This is a genomic window from Novosphingobium rosa NBRC 15208, from assembly GCF_001598555.1.
Taxonomy (GTDB): Bacteria; Pseudomonadota; Alphaproteobacteria; order Sphingomonadales; family Sphingomonadaceae; genus Novosphingobium; species Novosphingobium rosa.
Genome location: NZ_BCZE01000005.1, coordinates 1 through 19,293, shown reverse-complemented (window position 1 = coordinate 19,293; position 19,293 = coordinate 1). Strand labels below are relative to the sequence as shown.

The window sequence follows — 19,293 nt, the reverse complement described above, 5'->3', positions numbered from 1 at the left end:
TTATTCCTTTTGGTCGTCGATCAGAGCGCTTCGGCGCCCGCGATGATTTCGATAAGTTCAGTGGTGATCGCGGCCTGACGGCTGCGGTTGTACTGAACGGTCAGCTTGTTGATGAGATCGCCGGCATTGCGCGTGGCATTGTCCATGGCGGTCATCGAGGCGCCCTGTTCGCTGGCGGCATTCTCCAGCAGGGCGCCGAAGAGCTGGGTGCGCAGGTAGCGCGGCAGCAGCGCGGCGAGGATCTCTTCCTCATCGGGCTCATATTCCACCACGGCGCCGCTGGTCTCCGCAGCCACCTTGGGGGCGGGCACGGGGATGATCTGCTGCGTCGTCGGCTCCTGCAGCAGGGCGCTGCGGAACTTGGAATAGAACAGATGCGCCACGTCGAACTTGCCGGCCTCATAGAGGGCAACCAGTTCCTTGGCGATCGCCTCGGCCTCGGCGAAGCCGGGTTCGCGCACCGAGGTGGTGTCGAATTCGGCCTCAACCGCCTTGGGGAATTCCCGGCGCACCACCGCACGGCCCTTGCGGCCGATGAGGTAGAACAGCACGGTCTTGCCCTCGGCCTGAAGGGTCTGCGCCTTGGCGCGGGCAGCCTTCAGGATGTTCGAGTTGAAGGCGCCGCACAGGCCGCGATCCGAATTGGCCACGACCAGCAGATGCACCTGCGACTTGCCGGTGCCGGCGAGCAGCTTCGGGCTGTTCTCGCTGACCGTGATCCGGCTCGCGAGCGAGCCCATCACCTGCGCCAGACGCTGGGCATAGGGGCGCGCGGCCTCGGCAGCGGCCTGCGCCTTGCGCAGTTTTGCCGCCGCGACCATCTGCTTGGCCTTGGTGATCTTCTGGGTCGACTTGACCGAGTTGATACGAAGCTTGAGTTCTTTAAGACTGGCCATCGCCAATTACCCTCCCGGTAAGGTTCAGGCGAACTGCTTGGCGAAGGTGTCGAGCGCGGCCTTCAGCTTGCTCTTGGCCTCATCGCCCAGATCCTTGGTGTCGCGGATCAGCTTGAGGACATCGGCATGGTTCTGATGCAGGAAGCTGAGCATCTCGGCCTCATACTCGGTCACCTGCTTGACAGGGATGCTGTCGAGGTAGCCGTTGGTGCCCGCGAAGATCACCGCGGTCTGCTCCTCGAAGCCGAGGGGCGAGAACTGGGCCTGCTTCAGCAGCTCGGTCAGACGGGCGCCGCGATTCAGCAGCTTCTGGGTCGAGGCGTCCAGATCCGAACCGAACTGCGCGAAGGCAGCCATTTCGCGATACTGGGCCAGCTCGAGCTTGATCGAGCCCGACACCTTCTTCATCGCCTTGGTCTGAGCCGACGAACCCACGCGCGACACCGACAGACCCACGTTGATGGCCGGACGGATGCCCTGGTAGAACAGGCCGGTTTCAAGGAAGATCTGGCCGTCGGTGATCGAGATCACGTTGGTCGGAATGTAGGCCGAGACGTCGCCGGCCTGGGTTTCGATGATCGGCAGGGCGGTCATCGAACCATTGCCGAAGTCGTCGTTCAGCTTGGCGGCGCGCTCCAGCAGGCGGCTGTGCAGGTAGAACACGTCGCCGGGATAGGCTTCGCGGCCCGGGGGACGACGCAGCAGCAGCGACATCTGGCGATAGGCCACGGCCTGCTTGGACAGATCGTCATACACGATCACGGCATGCATGCCGTTGTCGCGGAAGAACTCGCCCATGGCGCAGCCGGTGTAGGGGGCCAGATACTGCAGCGGAGCGGGCTCCGAAGCGGTGGCGGCCACGACGATGGAATATTCCATCGCGCCGTTCTCTTCGAGCTGACGCACGATCTGCGCCACGGTCGAGCGCTTCTGGCCGACGGCGACATAGATGCAGTACAGCTTCTTGCCTTCATCGTCGCCCGCATTGGCGGCCTTCTGGTTGATGAAGGTGTCGATGGCGACGGCGGTCTTGCCGGTCTGGCGATCGCCGATGATCAGCTCACGCTGGCCACGGCCGATCGGCACCAGGGCGTCGATGGCCTTCAGGCCGGTCTGCACGGGCTCGTGCACCGACTTGCGGGGGATGATGCCCGGAGCCTTCAGCTCGACGCGGCGGCGCTCGGTGTATTCGATCGGGCCCTTGCCGTCGATCGGGTTGCCCAGCGCGTCGACCACGCGGCCCAGCAGGCCCTTGCCGGTCGGCACGTCCACGATGGTGCCGGTGCGGCGCACGGTGTCGCCTTCGCGGATCTCGCTGTCCGAACCGAAGATCACGACGCCGACATTGTCGGCCTCGAGGTTGAGGGCCATGCCCTGCACGCCATTGGCGAACTGCACCATCTCACCGGCCTGGACCTGGTCCAGACCGTGGATGCGGGCGATGCCGTCACCCACCGACAGCACGCTGCCCACTTCCGAGACCTGGGCCTCGGTGCCGAAATTGGCGATCTGGTCCTTGATGACCTTCGAGATTTCTGCGGCGCGGATATCCATGTTCAGCCTTTCATCGAAGTCTTGGGGAAGGGCCCTACAGTTAGGGTTGCCCTTCGTCGCTTAGCCGAAAGAAGGAGATTAGCCCTTCATCGCCTGAGCGAGAGAATTGAGACGGGTGCGGATCGAGCTGTCGATCTGCTGGCTGCCGATGCGCACCACCAGGCCGCCAAGCAGCTCCGGATCGACATCGGCCTTGATCTTGACGGTCTTGCCTTCGCGTGCGGCCAGCTTGGCCGAAAGCGCGGAGAGCTGATCGTCGGTCAGCGGGTGAGCGCTGGTGACCTGCGCCGTGACCTCGCCGCGCGCGGCGGCGGCGATCGAGGCGTAAGCGGCGATCACCTGCGGCAGCGCCGAGAGGCGGCCATTGGCGGCCAGCACGCCCAGGAACTTGGCGGTGACATCGCCCAGACCCAGCACGCCCGCCACGCTGCTCAGCGCCTTGCCGGCGGCATCGCGGCTGACCAGCGGGTTGCGAATCAGGTTGGACAGATCGTCGGAGGCGGCAAGCGCCGCGCCCAGTTTCTCAAGATCGGCCTCGACAGGCGAAACAACGCCCGTCTCCTGGGCCAGATCGAACAATGCCGAGGCGTAGCGGCCTTGCAGGCTGGCGGTGATGCCGGCGGAATTCTCCACGCGCGTCGGTCCCCTTTAATTCGGAATCTGAACGCACAGAAAACCGGACCCCGATGCCCGACCCCCGTTCAGATGGTCGGGCGCATAGCGGGCATTATCGCGCTATGCAAGCCGCTGGGGGGTCGCCTTGAGCCCTGACGTGTCAAAAATATGAAAACGCTGTGAACGGAGGGGCAATACGCCATTTGACGCGGTCGCATTGGTATGCGGAAGCGCGAATCACTTCATGAGCCGATGGGCTCGACAGGCGGGGGTGGGTGAGGGACAAGAAGCGCCGTTCCCGAAAGGTGCCCATGACGCAGTCTGACATTCCTCCCATCGATCCTGCGCTTGCCGATGAAGAGCGTCCCGATGGCGCGTCCGCCGATGCAACGGGGCCACGCCCAGCGCGCTGGCGCAAGGTTCTGCTGCATCCCGGCAGCCTGCTGGCGATCGGCTGCGTCTGGTTGGCGCTGGCCGAGGGTGTGCCTCTGGCTCTGGCGAAAGAGTTCTGGGGGCAGAAGGGCGAGTTCACCGGCATGCTGGTCGAACTGGCGGTGGCCTTGTGGCTGATCCTGGCATGGAAGCTCTATCGCCGCTGGATCGAGCGCAGCGCCGACACCGAATTGCCGCTGGCCGGGGCCTTGCCTGAATGGGCGGCGGGCTTGGCCTTTGGCATGGTGCTGTTCAGCGCGATGACCGGCATGGTGGCGCTGCTGGGCGGGATCGAGGTGCTGGGCTTGCGCGGGCTGGGGCGGCTGTGGGCGATGCTGGGCATGGCGGCGCTCTCCGGCGTGGGCGAGGAACTGCTGTTTCGCGGCGTGATCCTGCGCCAGATGGAGAAGATGGTGGGCACATGGGGTGCTTTGGCCTTCACCTCGGCCTTTTTCGGGATTGCGCATCTGGGCAATGCGGGGGCGACATGGTTCGCCGCCCTGGCCATCGCGCTGGAGGCCGGGCTGCTGCTGGGCGCGGCCTATCTGCTGACGCGGCGGCTGTGGCTGGCCATCGGCATCCATAGCGGCTGGAATTTCACGCAGGGCTGGATTTTCAGCGCGCCGGTGTCGGGTGGGCGTGCCCCTCCGGGCCTGCTGATCACCCAGCGTCATGGGCCTGACTGGCTGACGGGTGGGGCTTTCGGGCTTGAGGCCAGCGCGGTGGCGATGGTGGTCGCCACCTTTGCGGGGGTGATGCTGCTGCGCCGGGTGATCCGCGCGGGCGGGATCGTGCCGGCGCCGTGGGTTCTGCGCCGTCAGACGAAGGAGTAGGGATCGATGTCCACGCCGACCCGCACACCGGGGGGGAATTTCAGCCCGCCCAGCCACTGCCTTATCACCGTCTGCACCTGCGCCGAGCGTTTGGCGTTGATGAGCAGCCGATAGCGGTAGCGCCCGCGCAATTGCGCCATGGGGGCCGGGGCCGGGCCCAGCACCGCCACATCGGGCAGGTTGGGCCGCGTGCCGCCGATGGCGCGGGCGGCGTCACGCGCTTCGGCCTCGTCTTCCGATGAGACGATGATCGCGGCCCAGCGTCCGAAGGGCGGGGCAAAGGCGGAGCGGCGGCCTTCGGCCTCGGCGGCATAGAAAGCGTCGCGGTCTCCCGAGGCGATGGCGGCGATGACGGGCGCGCTGGGCGAGCGGGTCTGGATCAGCACCTCGCCCGGCTTTTGCGCGCGGCCCGCGCGGCCCGCGACCTGAGCGATCTGCTGATAGGTGCGCTCGCCCGCGCGCAGATCGCCGCCTTCAAGGCCGAGGTCGGCATCGATCACGCCCACCAAGGTCAGATCGGGGAAGTGATAGCCCTTGGTCACCAATTGCGTGCCGACGATCACATCGATCATCTTGGCTTCCGCCGCCGCCACGAACTCGCCGATCTTTTCCGGGCTGTTGAGCGTGTCGGAGGTGACCACCGCCACCCGCGCCTCGGGCATGATGGCGGCCACTTCATCGGCGATGCGTTCCACGCCGGGGCCGCAGGCGACGAGGCAATCGGGCTCGCCGCATTCGGGGCAGGCGGTGGGCATCGGCTCCTCATGCCCGCAATGGTGGCAGGCGAGGCGGCGTGAGAGGCGATGCTCCACCAGCCACGCGCTGCAATCGGAGCACTGGAAGCGATAGCCGCAATGCCGGCAAAGCGTCAGCGGCGCATAGCCGCGCCGGTTCAGGAACAGCAGCGACTGTTCGCCCTTCTCCAGCCGGTCCTGCAGCTTTTCGACCAGCGGCGGGGCGATCCAGTGGTTGCGCTCGGGCGGGTGCAGGGTGAGGTCGACAATCTGGATGTCGGGCAGGCTGGCGCCCCCGAAGCGCGAGGGCAGGTCGACCTTCTGATAGACGCCCGCCTCGGCCAGCTGCATCGATTCGAGCGCGGGGGTGGCGCTGGCCAGCACCACCGGTATCTGCTCGAAACGGGCGCGGATCACCGCCACATCGCGGGCGTTGTAGCGCACGCCATCGTCCTGCTTGAAGCTGATTTCGTGCGCTTCATCGACCACGATCAGCCCCAGCGCGGCATAGGGCAGGAAGAGCGCCGAGCGCGCGCCCACCACCACCTGAGCGCTGCCATTGGCCACTGCGCGCCAGGCCCGCCGCCGCTCGCCCGATTTCAGGCTGGAGTGCCAGAGGATCGGCGCCACGCCGAAGCGCGCCTCGAACCGGCGCAGGAAGTTTTCGGTCAGCGCGATTTCGGGCAGCAGCACCAGAGTCTGGCGGCCAAGGCGGATCGCTTCGGCCACAGCCTCGAAATAGGTCTCGGTCTTGCCCGAGCCGGTCACGCCATCGAGCAGGAAGGGGGTGAAGCCCTCCCTCTGGCGGCCCTTGCGCACCGCATCGATAAAGCGGTCGGCGGCCTGCTGCTGGCCGTCCGACAGGGTGGGCACATCGTGTTCGGGATCGGCCTGAGGGTAGGGGCGGTCGAGATCGACCTGCACCGCCTCCATCAGGCCATTGTTGACCAGCCCGCGCAAAACGGCGTCGGATACGCCAGCGATTTCGGCCAACTCGCGCAAGGTGCCTTGGGCACCCGGCAGCCGTTCCAGCGCCTGCTTGCGCTGTGCGGTCAGGCGGCCCGGCTCGGCGCCCTCGACCAGCCGGTATTCGGTCATGGTGCGCCCGCCTTGCAGTGCCGCCGTAGAGGACAAGGCCATCCGCGCCACCGAAGCCAGCGAGGCGCAATAGTAATCCGCCGTCCATTCGATCAGCCGTCGCAGCGGCGCGGGCAGGGGCGGCACGGGCAGCACATTGAGGATCGGGCGCAGGCGGTTGTCGCCCACCTCCTCGGCGGGCAGGCGTTCGGGTTCCCACACCACGCCAAGGATCTGGCGCGGGCCTAATGGCGCGACCACCACGCTGCCCGGTTCCACCGTCATGCCATGGGGCGCGCGGTAATCCAGCACCGGCAGGGCAGCGTTCATCACAAGCAGGCGGATGCGGGTCATGGCGGTCATCTAGAGCATCGTGCGAAAAAGTGGGAACCGGTTTTTCGCGAAAACGATGCGACATCGCTTCCGGCTTTGGCGCTGGCGGGGGAAGGGGCACAGGTATAAAAAGGAAGGGTTGGGTTCCGCGCCAAGCCTGCCTATAGGCCGCAGGCATCACGGGGCGGAATCGCCCGAACACGCCAGCGCAGGAGTGCCAGCCATGAAATTCTTCGTCGACACCGCCGAAACCAAGGACATTGCCGAACTGGCCGCCACCGGCCTGCTGGATGGCGTGACCACCAACCCCTCGCTGATCGCCAAGTCGGGCCGTGACTTTATCGAAGTCACCAAGGAAATCTGCGGCCTGGTCGATGGCCCGGTCTCCGCCGAGGTGGTCTCGCTGGACCATGAGAGCATGATGCGCGAGGCCGAAGTGCTCCGCAAGATCGCCGACAATGTCTGCATCAAGGTGCCGCTGACCTTCGACGGCCTCAAGACCTGCAAGGCGCTGACCGGCGACGGCACGATGGTCAACGTCACGCTGTGCTTCTCGGCCAATCAGGCGCTGCTGGCGGCCAAGGCCGGCGCCACCTTCGTCTCGCCCTTCATCGGCCGCCATGACGACAATGGCTTCGACGGCCTCGACCTGATCCGCGACATGCGCCTGATCTATGACAACTATGATTTCCAGACGGAAATTCTGGCCGCCTCGATCCGCCACGGCGTGCATGTGCTGGAATGCGCCCGCATCGGCGCCGATGTGATGACCGCGCCGCCCGCCGTCATCAAGGGTCTGGTCAAGCATGTGTTGACAGACAAGGGTCTGGAAGGCTTTTTGGCGGACTGGGCCAAGACCGGCCAGAAGATCTGATTTTTTTGCAATAGGGTAAGCACATTGGCGGAGGAAACACCCCTCGATCGGTTCAAGCAGGCGCTGACCGGCACCGCGCGCGCGATGTCGGATGTGGCCGAGGTCGAGGTGAACTGGTCCGCCGATGTGCCCGCCATTTCGGGCACGACGATGCGCGTGCCCATGCCCGGTCGCGGCCTCCCGCTGGAGGCCGCGATGCAGGCGCGCGGCGTGGCCGATGGCTATGCGCTGCGCATCAAGCATCACAATGCCGCGCTGCATAACCGTGCCCAGCCCGCCGAGGCCACCGCGCGCGCCTGTTTCGACGCCATCGAGCAGGTGCGTTACGAGGCTTTGGGCGCCAATGCCTATGATGGCGTGCGCCACAATCTGGGCGCCGCGCTCGATCAGCGCATCGCGGGCGATCCGATCACCCGCGTCGAGCGGCCCGATCAGGTGCCGCTGCCCACGGCTCTCTCGCTGATCCTGCGCGAACATCTGACCGGTGAGCCGGTGCCCGCCGCCGCCATCAAGGGCGTGGCCATGGTGCGCCGCTGGATCGAGCAGAAGGCGGGCGCTGATTTCGAGGCTCTGGCGGCAAATCTGGAGGACCAGAAGGCCTTCCAGCATCTGGCGCTCGATATGCTGGGCCATCTGGAGCTGACCCGCGCCGAGCTGGAACCCAATGGCGAGGACGAGGACAACCCCGAATCCGGCGATGAGCCCGATGAGGACGATCAGCCCGGCGAAGACTCGCAGGAGATGCCCCAGCCGATGGAGGCGGCCTCCGAACCCACGCGCGGCGACGATGAGGGGCAGGACGACGCCGATGGCGAAATGTCCGACGATGCCGACGATTCCGATGGCAGCGAGGATGCCGAGGATGGCATGCTGCCCACGCGCCCCAACCGCCCCTGGACGGAAACGCCCGAGAATTTCGACTACAAGAGCTTCACCACCCAGTTCGACGAAGTCGTGGCCGCGCAGGATCTGTGCGACGATGAGGAGCTGACCCGCCTGCGCGCCTATCTTGATGCGCAGTTGAAGGGGTTGCAGGGCGTCGTCACCAAGCTGGCCAACCGCTTGCAGCGCCGCCTCATGGCGCAGCAGAACCGCAGCTGGGATTTCGATCAGGATGAGGGCATGCTCGATGCCGCGCGGCTGGCCCGCGTGGTGGTCGCGCCGGGGCAGTCGCTGAGTTACAAGATCGAGCGCGACGTCGAGTTCAAGGATACGGTCGTCACGCTGCTGATCGACAATTCCGGCTCGATGCGCGGGCGGCCGATTTCCATCGCCGCGATTTCCGCCGATGTTCTGGCGCGCACCTTGGAGCGTTGCGGCGTCAAGACCGAGGTGCTGGGCTTCACCACCAGCGCCTGGAAGGGCGGCAAGAGCCGGGAGCAGTGGCTGGCCGGTGGCAAGCCCGCACATCCCGGTCGTCTCAATGACTTGCGGCACATTGTTTACAAAAAGGCTGACGAGCCCTGGCGCCGGGCGCGCAAGAATCTCGGCCTGATGATGCGCGAAGGCCTGCTCAAGGAAAACATCGACGGCGAGGCGCTGATCTGGGCCCACAACCGCATGCTGGCCCGGCAGGAGGACCGCCGTATCCTGATGGTGATCTCCGACGGCGCGCCGGTGGATGACAGCACGCTCAGCGTCAATGCGGCGGGCTATCTGGAAACCCATTTGCGCAAGGTCATCGAGTGGATCGAGAAGCAGTCGCCGGTGCAACTGGTGGCGATCGGTATCGGCCATGATGTGACGCGCTATTACCGCCGCGCCGTGACCATCATGGATGTCGAGCAGTTGGGCGGCACGATGATCGAGCAGCTGGCGGGGCTCTTCGAAGACGGTTGACGTTTCCGCCGCGCCTTGCCAACCGGCAGGGCTATGACTGACGCCACGCCCCTGAAGCTGTTCAACAGCCTGACCCGCCAGCTCGAGACCTTCGAGCCCGTCCACCCCGGCGAGGCGCGCGTCTACAGCTGCGGGCCCACGGTCTACAACTATCCGCATATCGGCAATATGCGCGCTTATGTGTTTGCCGATGTGCTGGGGCGGGTGCTGTCCTTCAAAGGCTACAAGCTTTCCCATGTGATCAACATCACCGATGTCGGGCACCTCACCGACGATGCCGATGCGGGCGAGGACAAGATGGAAAAGATGGCCGCCAAAGAGGCCAAGAGCATCTGGGCCATCGCCGAGCACTACACCGAGGCGTACTGGGCCGATATCAAGGCGCTCAACATCCGCCAGCCGATGGAATGGTCGGTGGCGACGAAATATGTGCCTGCGATGATCGCTTTCGCCGAAAAGATCGCCGACAAGCACTGCTACGAGCTGGATAGCGGCCTCTATTTCGATGTCGCCAGCGTGGCCGATTATGGCCGCCTCGCGCGCGCCCACACCGAAGAGGGCGAGGGCCGTATCGAGGCTGTCGAGGGCAAGCGCAATGCCGCCGATTTCGCCATCTGGCGCAAGACCCCGGCTGGCGAAACCCGCCAGATGGAATGGGATTCTCCCTGGGGTCGCGGCGCGCCGGGCTGGCATCTGGAATGCTCGGTGATGAGCGGGCAGCTGCTGGGCTTCCCCTTCGACATTCACACCGGTGGCATCGACCACCGTGAAATCCACCACCCGAACGAGATCGCGCAGAATCAGGCCTTCTGCTGCAGCGGAGGCCTTGATGTGCCCGGCAATTCGGGCGCGAAATTGTGGATGCACAACAACTTCCTCGTCGAGCGCAGCGGCAAGATGAGCAAGTCCTCGGGCGAGTTCCTCCGCCTGCAACTGCTGATCGACAAGGGCTATCACCCGCTGGCCTATCGCCTGATGTGCCTGCAGGCGCAGTATCGCAGCGAGCTGGAGTTCAGCTGGGAAGGCCTTGGCGCCGCCCTTACGCGCCTGAAGCGCCTTGTCATGGCGGTGGAGCAGCTGCGCGCGCGCCTCAACGACGAAGGCGGCTCCGTGATCGAGGGCGCTGAGCCGGGACCGAAGTTCGCGCCCCTGCGCGAGGCCTTCGCGGCGGCGGTCAGCGACGATCTGGGCACGCCCATCGCGCTCACCCAGCTTGAGGCGGTGGTGGCGCTGAAAAAGGTCGATCTGGGGCAGAAGCTGGCGGTGATTGCGCAGATGGACTCGGTGCTGGGCCTCAATCTGCTGGCCCTGACCCGCGCCGAATTGCGCCTGAAGCCCAAGGCGGCCACCATCACCGAGGCCGAGATCGACGAGGTGCTGGCCGCCCGCCGTCAGGCCCGCGCCGACAAGGATTTCGCCAGGTCCGACGCGCTGCGCGACGCGCTTGCCGCGCGCGGCGTGGAGGCCATGGACGGCGACCCGCTCGGCTGGGACTGGAAGCTGGAGGCGTAAAGGGTTAGGATTGCTCCGGCTTTTCACACCGGGAGTGATCCTATGTCCGTCGCCACCTTCGCCAGCCTGTTGCTTGCCGCCGGATCGCCCGGTCTGGGCGATGCGCGCGCGCTCGACGCACTGGTCAATCAGATTTACGCGCCCTACCGGATCAACGGCAGGGATTCCGACTATCTGAAGGCGGGGATCTACACCTCGCAGACCCGCATGCTGATCCAGCAATGGGCCCAGCAGAGCAATGGGGAAGCCGATGAGGTTTCCGACGCCGATATGCTGTGCGATTGTCAGGACTGGGACGCCGACGCTTTCCATGTCGAGACGGTCAGCCGCCAGTTCACCGGGCCGGGCCGGGCGGTGATGCTGCTGAGCGTCTGGCAGACCAGAAGCCACCACAGCAATGTCCGGCTCTCGCTGGTGAAGGAAGGCAGCAGCTGGGCGGTAGAGGATATCGGGGACATCGGTGGGGGCACCAGCCTGCGCGCCGCCCTTGGCCGCGCCATGAGCAGGAAGGTGCGGCGTTAGAGCGGTTCACGATCCGATTGCATCGGATCAACCGCTCTAAGTTTTTGGTTGCCGCGTTTTCCAGGTCGCCGGGTGTTCCACCCGGCTTGAAAACGCTCTGGGCCCCTCAGATTTCGTTGAGCAGCAACAGATCGGTCTCGACCACCATCAACGGTCGGGGCTGGGTGAGATGCGTCACCTCGCTGACGCCCGCATCGGCCACCAGCCGACCCGGCAGATGGAATTCATGATCGGGCAGCAGCGCGATGAAGGCCTCGCCTGCGGTGATGCCCGGATGGCCCGCAAAGCTGAGCGTGATGGTGTGGCGCGTGCCCGAAAAGGTGGCGCTGGCCCAGGGCCTTTCGGCGTGGGAGATCAGCTCGGCTTCAGGCCCGGCCAGCCGCATCACCGCATCGAGCAGGCGCAGAGCCGGATCACGCCGTCGCCGCGAGCCCAGCGCGCCGCCGCCATCCTGCGTTGCGGCCTTGCGCGAGGGGCCGGCGAACAGGCGGATCAGATCGCGCCCATGGTGGAAATCAAAGCGCATGGTCGGTCTCCCTGGATTGGGTCTGGTTTTCGAGAAAAGCCTCGATGCGGCGGGCGAGGTCTTCGCGCGGCACGCGGCCATTGCGCATATCGCCGACCAGACGCGGGTCATGCGCCACCAGACGCCCGAATTTGGTCCACGGCATGCCGCTGTGGCGCAGAAACGTCTCGATCCTTCTGAGCAACATCAAAGCCCCCTTTCATGTGGGCGCCTGTGATGGAGCCCGAATCAGAATGTTCCCTAAATGTTCCATTCGAAGTCCTACTTGTCTAGGAAATTTCCTATGGTAAGATGGCGTATGAACACCGAGGATCCGCGCAGCCGTCTGGTCGAACTGGCGCAGGAGCGCAGGACGAGTCTGGCCGCGCTCTCGGAATTGATCGGGCGTAATACCACTTATCTTCAACAATTTGTGCGCAAGGGCAGCCCGCGCAAGCTGGAGGAGGGAGACCGCCGCACCCTGGCCCGCTTCTTCGGCGTTGCTGAGTCGGAGCTGGGCGGGGTGGAGGATAAATCCTTGCCCTTGGTCCCGAAGCGGGAAGCATCGGCCTGGGTCGATGTGCCGCGCCTGGCGCTGGATGCTTCAGCCGGGCCCGGGGCGCTTGTGGTGGGGGAAAAGCCTTTCGGCCATTTCCGCTATGCACGGCGCTGGCTGCGGGGGCAGGGGCTCGATCCGGCCCATCTCTCGGCGATTGCCGTGGCGGGCGACTCGATGGAGCCCGCCCTGCATGATGGCGACGAGATCCTGATCGATGTGCGCCCGCGCGACTGGGGCGACGGCGTCCATGTGTTGCGGCTGGGCGAGACCTTGCTGGTCAAACGGCTGGCCTTCCGGCAGCCGGGGCAGGTCCATGTGATCAGCGAGAATCCGCGCTACGCCCCCTATGATCTTCCGCTGGACGAGGTGGCGATCATCGGTCGAGTCGTTTGGAAATGCGGGCGGATCTGACCCCGCCCGCGTCATGCGTCATTTCGTCCAGCTGGCCAGCCAGTCGGCCAGTGCCTGCGGGTTCATCTGGCGGGCATCGGCCAGCGCGGTTTCATGGCCCTTGTTCACCAGCTTGCGGTTGCGCGGATCGACCACCAGCACCGCCGGCACGCCGACAGGGCGCGCGGGCTGGCCATAGCTCTGCCAGATGTCGAGGTTCTTGTTGAAGCGGCCCACATCGACCGTCACCTCGACATAATGCTTCGCCACGAAGGCCTTCACCTCGGGCAGCTCCATGGTGCCGGCCAGCAGGCGGCAGTCGGCGCACCAATTGCCGCCGAAGTCGATCAGCAACAGCTTGTGCTGCTGCTTCGCCAGCGCGGAGGCCCTGGCGATCTGCGCCCTGGCATTGGCGTTCTCGTCATAGGGATAGGGCAGGGGCTGCTTCAGCTGCTCGAAGCCGATGGCCGCAACGCGCGGCGCAGGCGCAGCCGATGCGGGAGCGGCAACCAGAGCCGTTGCGAGGAGCGACAGGGCAAAAGAAAGGCGCATCGGATAATTCCAAGTGAACGAGTGGAGTTTTTATAGGCCCGGATCGCTTATGCGCAACGCCCTTTGCGCATATGATTTTCGCCGCTATCTCCCGATGTCATGGCCACCAATCCCACCAAGCCCGAACCGCCACTCCGCGCGGCGATCATTCCCGTTACCGCCTTTCAGCAGAATTGCTCGCTGATCTGGTGCACCAAAACGATGCGCGGGGCGCTGGTCGATCCGGGTGGCGATCTCGACAGGCTGAAGGCGGGAGTCGCCAAGGCGGGGGTCACGCTGGAGAAGCTGCTCGTCACCCATGGCCATATGGACCACTGCGGTCTGGCGGGCGTGCTGGCCGAGGAGCTGGGCCTGCCGCTGGAAGGCCCGCATGAGGATGATCGCTTCTGGATCGAGGGTCTCGACGATCCCCACACCCGCATGGGCCTTGAAGGCAAAAGCTTCGAGCCGACTCGCTGGCTGCAGGATGGCGACACCGTCACCGTGGGCGAGCTGACGCTGAATGTGATCCACTGCCCCGGCCATACGCCCGGCCATGTGGTGTTTTTCCACGAAGAATCGCGGTTGGCGATTGTGGGGGATGTGATCTTCCAGGGCTCGATCGGGCGGACGGATTTCCCCAAGGGCAATCACCAGCAGCTGATCGACTCGATCACCGGGAAGCTGTGGCCGCTGGGCAAGGATGTGAATTTCATCCCCGGCCACGGCCCGATGAGCAGCTTCGGCCATGAGATGCTGACCAACCCCTTTGTGGGCAGCCGCTACGGTTGACGGTTGAAGGGGGCGGCGCGAACCGCCCCCAATTTTCATCAGGGATGCATCATCTGATGCATCGCCACAAACAGCGCGAAGCCGCCCAGGCCCAGCTGGATCAGAATGGCCGAGACCGCGCCGAAGATTCGGCCCGCGCGGAAACGCCCATCCATGCCCCAGGCGTGCGTCACGCGGCCCAGCATATAGATGGCGCCCACCACGGGCAGCCACCAGCTGCCCCTGCCGCTCAGCTCGATCGCGGCGACGAGAATCAGCAGGATCGGCGTGTTCTCGCTGAAATTGGCGTGAGCGCGCATGCGGCGGAAAATCGAATCATGCCCGCCATCGCCCACATCCACCTTCAGCTTGCCGCGCAGCTGGCCGATGCGCAGGCTCAGCCAGAAGTTGATCAGCGCGGCCGCAGCTGCCAAAGCCAGCGTGGTGGGCAGGATCATCGGGATTGTCAGGCTTACGGGCATGTTTGTCGCTTCCCCCTAAAGGCGTTGATGACAGATATCTTTCAGTTCGTTGCGCCGATTAGACCAGAGAAGCTTGCAACACACGCCAAATTCGCTATAGGCGCGCCTTCGCTCCGCCGGTGCTGAGATGCATTGAGGCGGCTTTTACTGTCGGTAACGAATTTTCAGGAACAGGTGCCTCCATGGCTGTCCCCAAAAGAAAAACCTCCCCTTCTCGCCGGGGCATGCGTCGCAGCCATGACGCGCTGTCGGTCGAGGCGTTCCACGAGTGCTCGAACTGCGGCGAGCTGAAGCGCCCGCATAACCTGTGCAACGCTTGCGGCCACTACAATGGTCGCGAGATTGTCGCGGTTGGCCTGTAAGCGCAACCGCGCGCTGACAGCAGGAGGTAAGCACCCATGACTTCGCCGCGTATCGCCGTTGACGCGATGGGCGGTGATGAGGGTGTGCGCACGATGGTCGCTGGCGTGGCATTGGCCCGTCAGCGGCACGATCGTGCGCGTTTCCTTTTGGTGGGTGACGAGGCCCAGATCAGCAGCGCTCTCGATCATCATTCCGATCTGCGTTCCGCTGTCGAGATCCTGCATGCGCAGGATGTGATCAGCGGAGAGGAAAAGCCCAGTCAGGCTCTGCGCCGTGCGCGCACCACCTCGATGGGGCTGGCCATTCACGCCGTGCGTGACGGCCTTGCCGGCGCCGCCCTTTCGGCGGGCAACACCGGCGCGCTGATGGCGATTTCCAAGCTGGCGCTGCGCACCATGCCGGGCATCGACCGGCCCGCGCTGGCCGCTCTGCTGCCCACGCTGGACAGCAGCGATCTGGTGATGCTGGATCTTGGCGCCAACACGGAATGCGATGCCCGCAATCTGGTGCAGTTCGCCATCATGGGCGCGGCTTATTCGCGCATCGTGACGGGCCGGGCCGAGCCGCGCGTGCGCATCCTGAACATCGGCACCGAGGACAACAAGGGCACCGAGGAACTGCGTGACGCTGCTACGCAGCTCAAGGCGGCGGCTGCCGGTCTGTCGATCGCTTTCGACGGCTTCACCGAGGCGGACAAGCTCTGCCGCGGCGAGGTCGATGTGGTGGTCACCGATGGCTTTTCGGGCAACATCGCCCTGAAGGCTGTCGAGGGCACCGCGCGTTTCGTCGGTGATCTGCTGCGTCGTTCCTTTGCCTCCTCGCTGCGCTCCAAGATCGGTTTCCTGATCTCGCGTCCGGCGACGGAATTGCTCAAGCATCATCTCGATCCCAACAATCACAATGGCGCCGTCTTCCTCGGGTTGAACGGTGTGGTGGTGAAAAGTCACGGCAGCGCCAATGCGCTGGGCGTGGCCAATGCCGTGGGCGTGACCCAGCGGCTGCTGGAGGAAAAACTGACCGAGCATATTGCCGCCGACCTCGACCGGTTGGGGACCGACAAGATCCGTAACACCGCAAAGTCCGTGGCAGGTGCTTCTCAGTGACCCTTCGATCCGTGCTCACCGGCACCGGCAGTTCGCTGCCGGTGCGTCTCGTCACCAACGCCGAACTGGCGGAGCAGGTTGACACCAGCGACGAGTGGATCGTCGAGCGCACGGGCATCCGCACCCGTCACATCGCCGGTGAGGGCGAAACCACCGCGACGCTGGCCACCGCCGCCGCGCGCAACGCGCTGGAGGCCGCAGGGCTGACCGGCGCCGACATCGATCTGATCGTGCTGGCCACCGCCACGCCCGACCAGACCTTTCCCGCCACCGCCACCATCGTGCAGGAAGCCATCGGCGCGCGCGGCGGTATCGCCTTCGACGTGGCGGCGGTCTGCTCGGGCTTCGTTTACGCCGTGGGCGTGGCCGATTCGATGCTGCGCACCGGCATGGCCAGGCGCGCGCTGGTGATCGGCTCGGAAACCTTCAGCCGCATCCTCGACTGGGAAGACCGCGCCACCTGCGTGCTCTTTGGCGACGGCGCGGGCGCCATCGTTCTGGAAGCGCGCGAGAGCGATGCTGCGGACGCGCCCGGCATTCTGGCCACCCGCCTGCATGCCGATGGCGCGCATAATCAGCTGCTCTTTGTCGATGGCGGCGCCAGCACCACCGGGCAGATCGGCAAGCTGCGCATGAAGGGCCGCGAGGTCTTCCGCCATGCCGTCAACAACCTCTCCAGCGTGCTGGGCGAGGTGCTGGGCGACGCCGGCTTCACCGCCGATGACATCGACTGGCTGGTGCCGCATCAGGCCAATGCCCGCATTCTGGACGCCACCGCGCGCAAGCTGAACATGGATCCGGCCAAGGTCGTGGTCACGGTGGACCGCCACGCCAACACCTCTGCCGCCTCCGTGCCGCTGGCGCTGGATGTGGCGATGCGTGACGGGCGGATCAAGCCGGGCGATCTGGTGATGATCGAGGCGATGGGCGGCGGCTTTACCTGGGGCGCCAGCCTGATTCGCATCTGATTCGCCTTGGAAAAGGCAATCTGCCACGCGAATTCACCATTCTTCGCACCATTGTGGAACAAATCACCCCGCCAGCGCGTCCTGTCCTGCAGGATGGCGTTGTAATCCCGTGTGGATTTGCTATCTCTCGGACTCGGGAGGGTCGCTTTTTCAAGGCTATGGGGGGGAAACAGATGCGCTCCATGAACACACTCACACGTGCAGATCTGGCCGAAGCCATCAATCGTAAGCTGGGCTATTCCCGCGCGGAATCGCTTGGCATGGTGGAAGCCATTCTCGATCACATGAGCGATGCTCTGGCTGAGGGTGAAAACGTCAAGATTTCCGGTTTCGGCACGTTCCTTCTGCGTGACAAGACCGAACGGATCGGACGCAATCCCAAGACCGGCGTCGAAGTGCCGATTACCCCGCGACGCGTGCTGACGTTCCGCGCCAGCCAGATGTTGAAAGACCGCGTCTCGGGTGAATGACAAGATCGGCTGAACGACAACGCCGATGTTCGGCTCGGCAGAGACTGAGGGCATGACGTCAAGGAATCCCTTGACGGGTAGGCCCGAACAGCCTCATCAGCCGACGAAGACAGCCGGAGTGCCGGGGGGCGCTTCGGCTGTCACCGTTTCTGGGCCAGATATGTTTGAGCGAGGAAAAGGTTTGGCCGCATCCGGCGACATTCAAGCGTTGTTCGATGACGGCAAGGCGCCCGACGCTCTGCGCACCATTGGCGAGGTTACGCGCGCGCTCTCCATCGCCCCGCATGTGCTGCGCTACTGGGAAGAGCAATTTCCCATGCTCCGCCCGGTCAAGCGCGGCGGCGGCAGGCGCTATTACCGCCCCGAGGACGTGGCGCTGCTGGCCGAGATCCACCAGCTTGTCCATGCGCAGGGCTATACGCTGCGCGGCGCGCGGCAATATCTGGAGGAGCGGGCGAGGGCGCCGAAGGTTGCGGATCAGCCTGTTGAACCGCAGGCGCTTCTGCCTTTGCTGATGGATGCTGCCCCGCCTGTGCTGCGTCTGCCTCAGGACGATCTGCTGGATGCGTTGATCGGGTTGCGCAGCGATCTGGCTCGGTTGCTTGGGGAAGAATAAGGAAAGTGGGAAATGCGAGGGCCATTGCCCTCGCGCTCCCGTTCATGCCTACGTTGTGCCAGGGGTTCGGCCAGAGAGCCAACGTCGCTGCGCCGCAGGCAACAATTCCGAGACGGCGCTATCGTTCCGGATCAACTGCCTGCGGCGCTTAAGGTCGCGCGGGTGGAGAGCCTGGGCACATCCTTTCGGCGCCACCACCCCATCGCCGGGAGACGGAATGGGAGCGCGAGGGGGTAACCCCCTCGCATCTTCTCTCTTCTTAAAACCCTTAAAGCGGCTCCCCCGCAGCCAGATCGCGCGGGCGCTTGAGATGCGTAAACCGCGCGCAACCATCCTCGACCTGCGCCCAGCGCTCCACATCCAGTTCCAGCACGGCGAAGCTGGCGGTGGGGAATTTCATCTCCACCTCGTCGCGCAGCGGGCTTGAGCCATTGTCGGGCACCAGATCGAAGATCAGATCCTCAAGCCCCGGATTGTGGCCCACCATCAGCACGGTGGAGAGGTTCTCGTCCAACTCGCGCAGCACATCGATCAGCGTGACCGAACTGGCCAGATAGAGCCGCCGGTCCCAGTTGATGGCCAGCGCCGCGCCTTGGGGCATGCCCGCGCCCTCGGCGGCCAGTTCGATGGTCTGGGCGGCGCGCACGGCGGGGGAGGACATCACGCGGTCCCAGGTGAAGCCCTGCTGCTGGCTCCACTCGCTGATGTGCTGGCCCATGCGGGGCGCCCAGCGCAGGCCGCGCGCATTCAGGGGCCGGTCGAAATCGCGGGCGCGCGGATCGTCCCAGTCGGATTTGGCGTGGCGGAAGATGCCCAGAGTTTTCATGCGACGGTTTCAGTCATTCCTTGGACGACGTGAGGCTTTCCGCCTCTTGCCAAGCAGAGACACCCGCCGTCACCCGTTGTAAAGCCTCGTCGAGCGAAAGGCGATGAATGGGGGTGCCGGGCGGAAAGGCGCTGAGCAGGCGGCTGGGGAAGGCCGAGGACAGCACCACGAAATGCCCCTTGTCGCCCTGCGTGCGGATCAGGCGCCCGAAGGCCTGCGCGAGGCGGGCGCGGATGATGCGGTCGTCATGGGCCTGGCCGCCGGCGGGGTGAGCGGCGCGGCGGGCGCGGTGCAGGATGGTGGGCTTGGGCCAAGGCACCTGCTCCATCACCACCAGCCGCAGCGAGTGGCCGGGCACGTCCACCCCGTCGCGCAGGGCATCGGTGCCCAGCAGGCTGGCCTTGGGATCGTCACGGAAGATATCGACCAGCGTGCCGGTGTCGATGGGATCGACATGCTGGGCGTAGAGCGGCAGGCCGCCGCGCGCG

The 19,293-nt window shown here is 65.1% G+C and carries 22 protein-coding genes; 12 read left to right on the top strand and 10 right to left on the bottom strand.

All coding sequences use genetic code 11. From position 1 onward, the window contains the following. Window positions 1-20: 20 nt before the first annotated feature. The 3 genes from SR3_RS02110 to SR3_RS02100 form a co-directional block, all read right to left on the bottom strand. Window positions 21-896, bottom strand: coding sequence for a F0F1 ATP synthase subunit gamma (locus SR3_RS02110; RefSeq protein ID WP_068080176.1), 876 nt, complete (start codon window positions 894-896; stop codon window positions 21-23). Window positions 897-920: 24 nt separating this feature from the next. Further along, complete coding sequence (atpA, locus tag SR3_RS02105; RefSeq protein ID WP_068080174.1) at window positions 921-2,450, bottom strand: F0F1 ATP synthase subunit alpha; 1,530 nt, start codon at window positions 2,448-2,450, stop codon at window positions 921-923. A 78-nt stretch (window positions 2,451-2,528) separates the two neighbouring features. Continuing rightward, window positions 2,529-3,083 carry a F0F1 ATP synthase subunit delta gene (locus SR3_RS02100; RefSeq protein ID WP_068080172.1) on the bottom strand — a complete coding sequence of 185 codons (555 nt, stop codon included), beginning with the start codon at window positions 3,081-3,083 and terminating at the stop codon, window positions 2,529-2,531. A 293-nt stretch (window positions 3,084-3,376) separates the two neighbouring features. On the opposite strand from SR3_RS02100, the gene SR3_RS02095 reads away from it, so the two are divergent. Beyond that, on the top strand, window positions 3,377-4,330 hold the full coding sequence (locus SR3_RS02095; protein WP_068080170.1) for a CPBP family intramembrane glutamic endopeptidase: 954 nt from the start codon (window positions 3,377-3,379) through the stop codon (window positions 4,328-4,330). Here the strand turns inward: SR3_RS02095 and SR3_RS02090 are convergent. Further along, the gene (locus SR3_RS02090) at window positions 4,315-6,495 is read right to left on the bottom strand and encodes a primosomal protein N' (protein ID WP_068080328.1); all 2,181 of its coding nucleotides are present in this window, start codon (window positions 6,493-6,495) and stop codon (window positions 4,315-4,317) included. The two genes, SR3_RS02095 and SR3_RS02090, sit on opposite strands and share 16 nt — an antisense overlap. 202 nt (window positions 6,496-6,697) lie before the next feature. Here SR3_RS02090 and fsa point away from each other — a divergent pair, with 202 nt between their 5' ends. Genes fsa through SR3_RS02070 form a run of 4 tightly spaced genes read left to right on the top strand, consistent with a single transcriptional unit; the run spans window position 6,698 to window position 11,221 of the window. Continuing rightward, window positions 6,698-7,348, top strand: coding sequence for a fructose-6-phosphate aldolase (gene fsa, locus SR3_RS02085; protein WP_068080168.1), 651 nt, complete (start codon window positions 6,698-6,700; stop codon window positions 7,346-7,348). A gap of 24 nt (window positions 7,349-7,372) precedes the next feature. Continuing rightward, window positions 7,373-9,187 carry a cobaltochelatase subunit CobT gene (gene cobT, locus SR3_RS02080; RefSeq protein ID WP_068080167.1) on the top strand — a complete coding sequence of 605 codons (1,815 nt, stop codon included), beginning with the start codon at window positions 7,373-7,375 and terminating at the stop codon, window positions 9,185-9,187. 33 nt (window positions 9,188-9,220) lie between these two features. Beyond that, complete coding sequence (gene cysS / locus SR3_RS02075; RefSeq protein ID WP_068080164.1) at window positions 9,221-10,699, top strand: cysteine--tRNA ligase; 1,479 nt, start codon at window positions 9,221-9,223, stop codon at window positions 10,697-10,699. Window positions 10,700-10,741: 42 nt separating this feature from the next. After that, entirely contained in the window at window positions 10,742-11,221 is a 480-nt protein-coding gene (locus tag SR3_RS02070) for a DUF3828 domain-containing protein (RefSeq protein ID WP_068080162.1), read from the top strand. Between the two features lie 106 nt (window positions 11,222-11,327). Here the strand turns inward: SR3_RS02070 and SR3_RS02065 are convergent, their stop codons facing one another. Both SR3_RS02065 and SR3_RS02060 read right to left on the bottom strand, forming a co-directional pair. Then, window positions 11,328-11,747 (bottom strand): hypothetical protein, encoded by a 420-nt coding sequence (locus tag SR3_RS02065; protein ID WP_245653729.1) that lies wholly within the window; start codon window positions 11,745-11,747, stop codon window positions 11,328-11,330. Further along, window positions 11,737-11,934 carry a hypothetical protein gene (locus SR3_RS02060; protein ID WP_068080160.1) on the bottom strand — a complete coding sequence of 66 codons (198 nt, stop codon included), beginning with the start codon at window positions 11,932-11,934 and terminating at the stop codon, window positions 11,737-11,739. The genes SR3_RS02065 and SR3_RS02060 overlap by 11 nt, the downstream gene beginning before the upstream one ends. A gap of 96 nt (window positions 11,935-12,030) precedes the next feature. Between SR3_RS02060 and SR3_RS02055 the strand changes: the two genes are divergently transcribed. Further along, the gene (locus SR3_RS02055; protein ID WP_245653727.1) at window positions 12,031-12,696 is read left to right on the top strand and encodes a S24 family peptidase; all 666 of its coding nucleotides are present in this window, start codon (window positions 12,031-12,033) and stop codon (window positions 12,694-12,696) included. An 18-nt stretch (window positions 12,697-12,714) separates the two neighbouring features. On the opposite strand, the gene SR3_RS02050 is transcribed toward SR3_RS02055, so the two are convergent. Next, on the bottom strand, window positions 12,715-13,227 hold the full coding sequence (locus tag SR3_RS02050) for a thioredoxin family protein (RefSeq protein ID WP_068080156.1): 513 nt from the start codon (window positions 13,225-13,227) through the stop codon (window positions 12,715-12,717). Window positions 13,228-13,326: 99 nt separating this feature from the next. Between SR3_RS02050 and SR3_RS02045 the strand changes: the two genes are divergently transcribed. Then, complete coding sequence (locus SR3_RS02045; RefSeq protein WP_068080154.1) at window positions 13,327-13,998, top strand: MBL fold metallo-hydrolase; 672 nt, start codon at window positions 13,327-13,329, stop codon at window positions 13,996-13,998. A 38-nt stretch (window positions 13,999-14,036) separates the two neighbouring features. On the opposite strand, the gene SR3_RS02040 is transcribed toward SR3_RS02045, so the two are convergent. Beyond that, window positions 14,037-14,459, bottom strand: coding sequence for an MAPEG family protein (locus SR3_RS02040; protein WP_245653725.1), 423 nt, complete (start codon window positions 14,457-14,459; stop codon window positions 14,037-14,039). Window positions 14,460-14,641: 182 nt separating this feature from the next. Between SR3_RS02040 and rpmF the strand changes: the two genes are divergently transcribed. From rpmF to SR3_RS30390, 5 genes are all read left to right on the top strand, one after another. Further along, window positions 14,642-14,821 carry a 50S ribosomal protein L32 gene (gene rpmF, locus SR3_RS02035; RefSeq protein WP_068080150.1) on the top strand — a complete coding sequence of 60 codons (180 nt, stop codon included), beginning with the start codon at window positions 14,642-14,644 and terminating at the stop codon, window positions 14,819-14,821. Window positions 14,822-14,857: 36 nt separating this feature from the next. Then, window positions 14,858-15,925 (top strand): phosphate acyltransferase PlsX, encoded by a 1,068-nt coding sequence (gene plsX, locus SR3_RS02030; RefSeq protein ID WP_068080148.1) that lies wholly within the window; start codon window positions 14,858-14,860, stop codon window positions 15,923-15,925. Next, the gene (locus SR3_RS02025; RefSeq protein WP_068080147.1) at window positions 15,922-16,893 is read left to right on the top strand and encodes a beta-ketoacyl-ACP synthase III; all 972 of its coding nucleotides are present in this window, start codon (window positions 15,922-15,924) and stop codon (window positions 16,891-16,893) included. The genes plsX and SR3_RS02025 overlap by 4 nt, the downstream gene beginning before the upstream one ends. A 173-nt stretch (window positions 16,894-17,066) precedes the next feature. Further along, a complete protein-coding gene (locus SR3_RS02020; RefSeq protein ID WP_068080145.1) occupies window positions 17,067-17,363 on the top strand; it encodes an integration host factor subunit alpha in 297 nt (98 codons plus the stop codon). A 160-nt stretch (window positions 17,364-17,523) separates the two neighbouring features. After that, window positions 17,524-17,979, top strand: coding sequence for a MerR family transcriptional regulator (locus SR3_RS30390; RefSeq protein WP_084454845.1), 456 nt, complete (start codon window positions 17,524-17,526; stop codon window positions 17,977-17,979). A 268-nt stretch (window positions 17,980-18,247) separates the two neighbouring features. Here SR3_RS30390 and SR3_RS02010 read toward each other — a convergent pair whose 3' ends face one another. Continuing rightward, complete coding sequence (locus SR3_RS02010; RefSeq protein WP_068080144.1) at window positions 18,248-18,805, bottom strand: SixA phosphatase family protein; 558 nt, start codon at window positions 18,803-18,805, stop codon at window positions 18,248-18,250. 13 nt (window positions 18,806-18,818) lie between these two features. Beyond that, on the bottom strand, window positions 18,819-19,293 hold a 475-nt coding region (locus SR3_RS02005; protein ID WP_281198698.1), incomplete at its 5' end, for a helicase C-terminal domain-containing protein.

Bases quoted from the DNA above. Each gene is read 5' to 3' on its own strand.
- SR3_RS02095 (WP_068080170.1), top strand. From the start codon at position 3,377: ATGACGCAGTCTGACATTCCTCCCATCGATCCTGCGCTTGCCGATGAA.
- rpmF (WP_068080150.1), top strand. From the start codon at position 14,642: ATGGCTGTCCCCAAAAGAAAAACCTCCCCTTCTCGCCGGGGCATGCGT.
- fsa (WP_068080168.1), top strand. From the start codon at position 6,698: ATGAAATTCTTCGTCGACACCGCCGAAACCAAGGACATTGCCGAACTG.
- atpA (WP_068080174.1), bottom strand. From the start codon at position 2,450: ATGGATATCCGCGCCGCAGAAATCTCGAAGGTCATCAAGGACCAGATC.
- SR3_RS02065 (WP_245653729.1), bottom strand. From the start codon at position 11,747: ATGCGCTTTGATTTCCACCATGGGCGCGATCTGATCCGCCTGTTCGCC.
- cysS (WP_068080164.1), top strand. From the start codon at position 9,221: ATGACTGACGCCACGCCCCTGAAGCTGTTCAACAGCCTGACCCGCCAG.
- SR3_RS02010 (WP_068080144.1), bottom strand. From the start codon at position 18,805: ATGAAAACTCTGGGCATCTTCCGCCACGCCAAATCCGACTGGGACGAT.
- SR3_RS02055 (WP_245653727.1), top strand. From the start codon at position 12,031: ATGGTAAGATGGCGTATGAACACCGAGGATCCGCGCAGCCGTCTGGTC.
- SR3_RS30390 (WP_084454845.1), top strand. From the start codon at position 17,524: ATGTTTGAGCGAGGAAAAGGTTTGGCCGCATCCGGCGACATTCAAGCG.
- SR3_RS02110 (WP_068080176.1), bottom strand. From the start codon at position 896: ATGGCCAGTCTTAAAGAACTCAAGCTTCGTATCAACTCGGTCAAGTCG.
- SR3_RS02040 (WP_245653725.1), bottom strand. From the start codon at position 14,459: ATGCCCGTAAGCCTGACAATCCCGATGATCCTGCCCACCACGCTGGCT.
- plsX (WP_068080148.1), top strand. From the start codon at position 14,858: ATGACTTCGCCGCGTATCGCCGTTGACGCGATGGGCGGTGATGAGGGT.
- SR3_RS02070 (WP_068080162.1), top strand. From the start codon at position 10,742: ATGTCCGTCGCCACCTTCGCCAGCCTGTTGCTTGCCGCCGGATCGCCC.
- SR3_RS02060 (WP_068080160.1), bottom strand. From the start codon at position 11,934: ATGTTGCTCAGAAGGATCGAGACGTTTCTGCGCCACAGCGGCATGCCG.
- SR3_RS02020 (WP_068080145.1), top strand. From the start codon at position 17,067: ATGCGCTCCATGAACACACTCACACGTGCAGATCTGGCCGAAGCCATC.
- SR3_RS02050 (WP_068080156.1), bottom strand. From the start codon at position 13,227: ATGCGCCTTTCTTTTGCCCTGTCGCTCCTCGCAACGGCTCTGGTTGCC.
- SR3_RS02090 (WP_068080328.1), bottom strand. From the start codon at position 6,495: ATGACCCGCATCCGCCTGCTTGTGATGAACGCTGCCCTGCCGGTGCTG.
- SR3_RS02045 (WP_068080154.1), top strand. From the start codon at position 13,327: ATGGCCACCAATCCCACCAAGCCCGAACCGCCACTCCGCGCGGCGATC.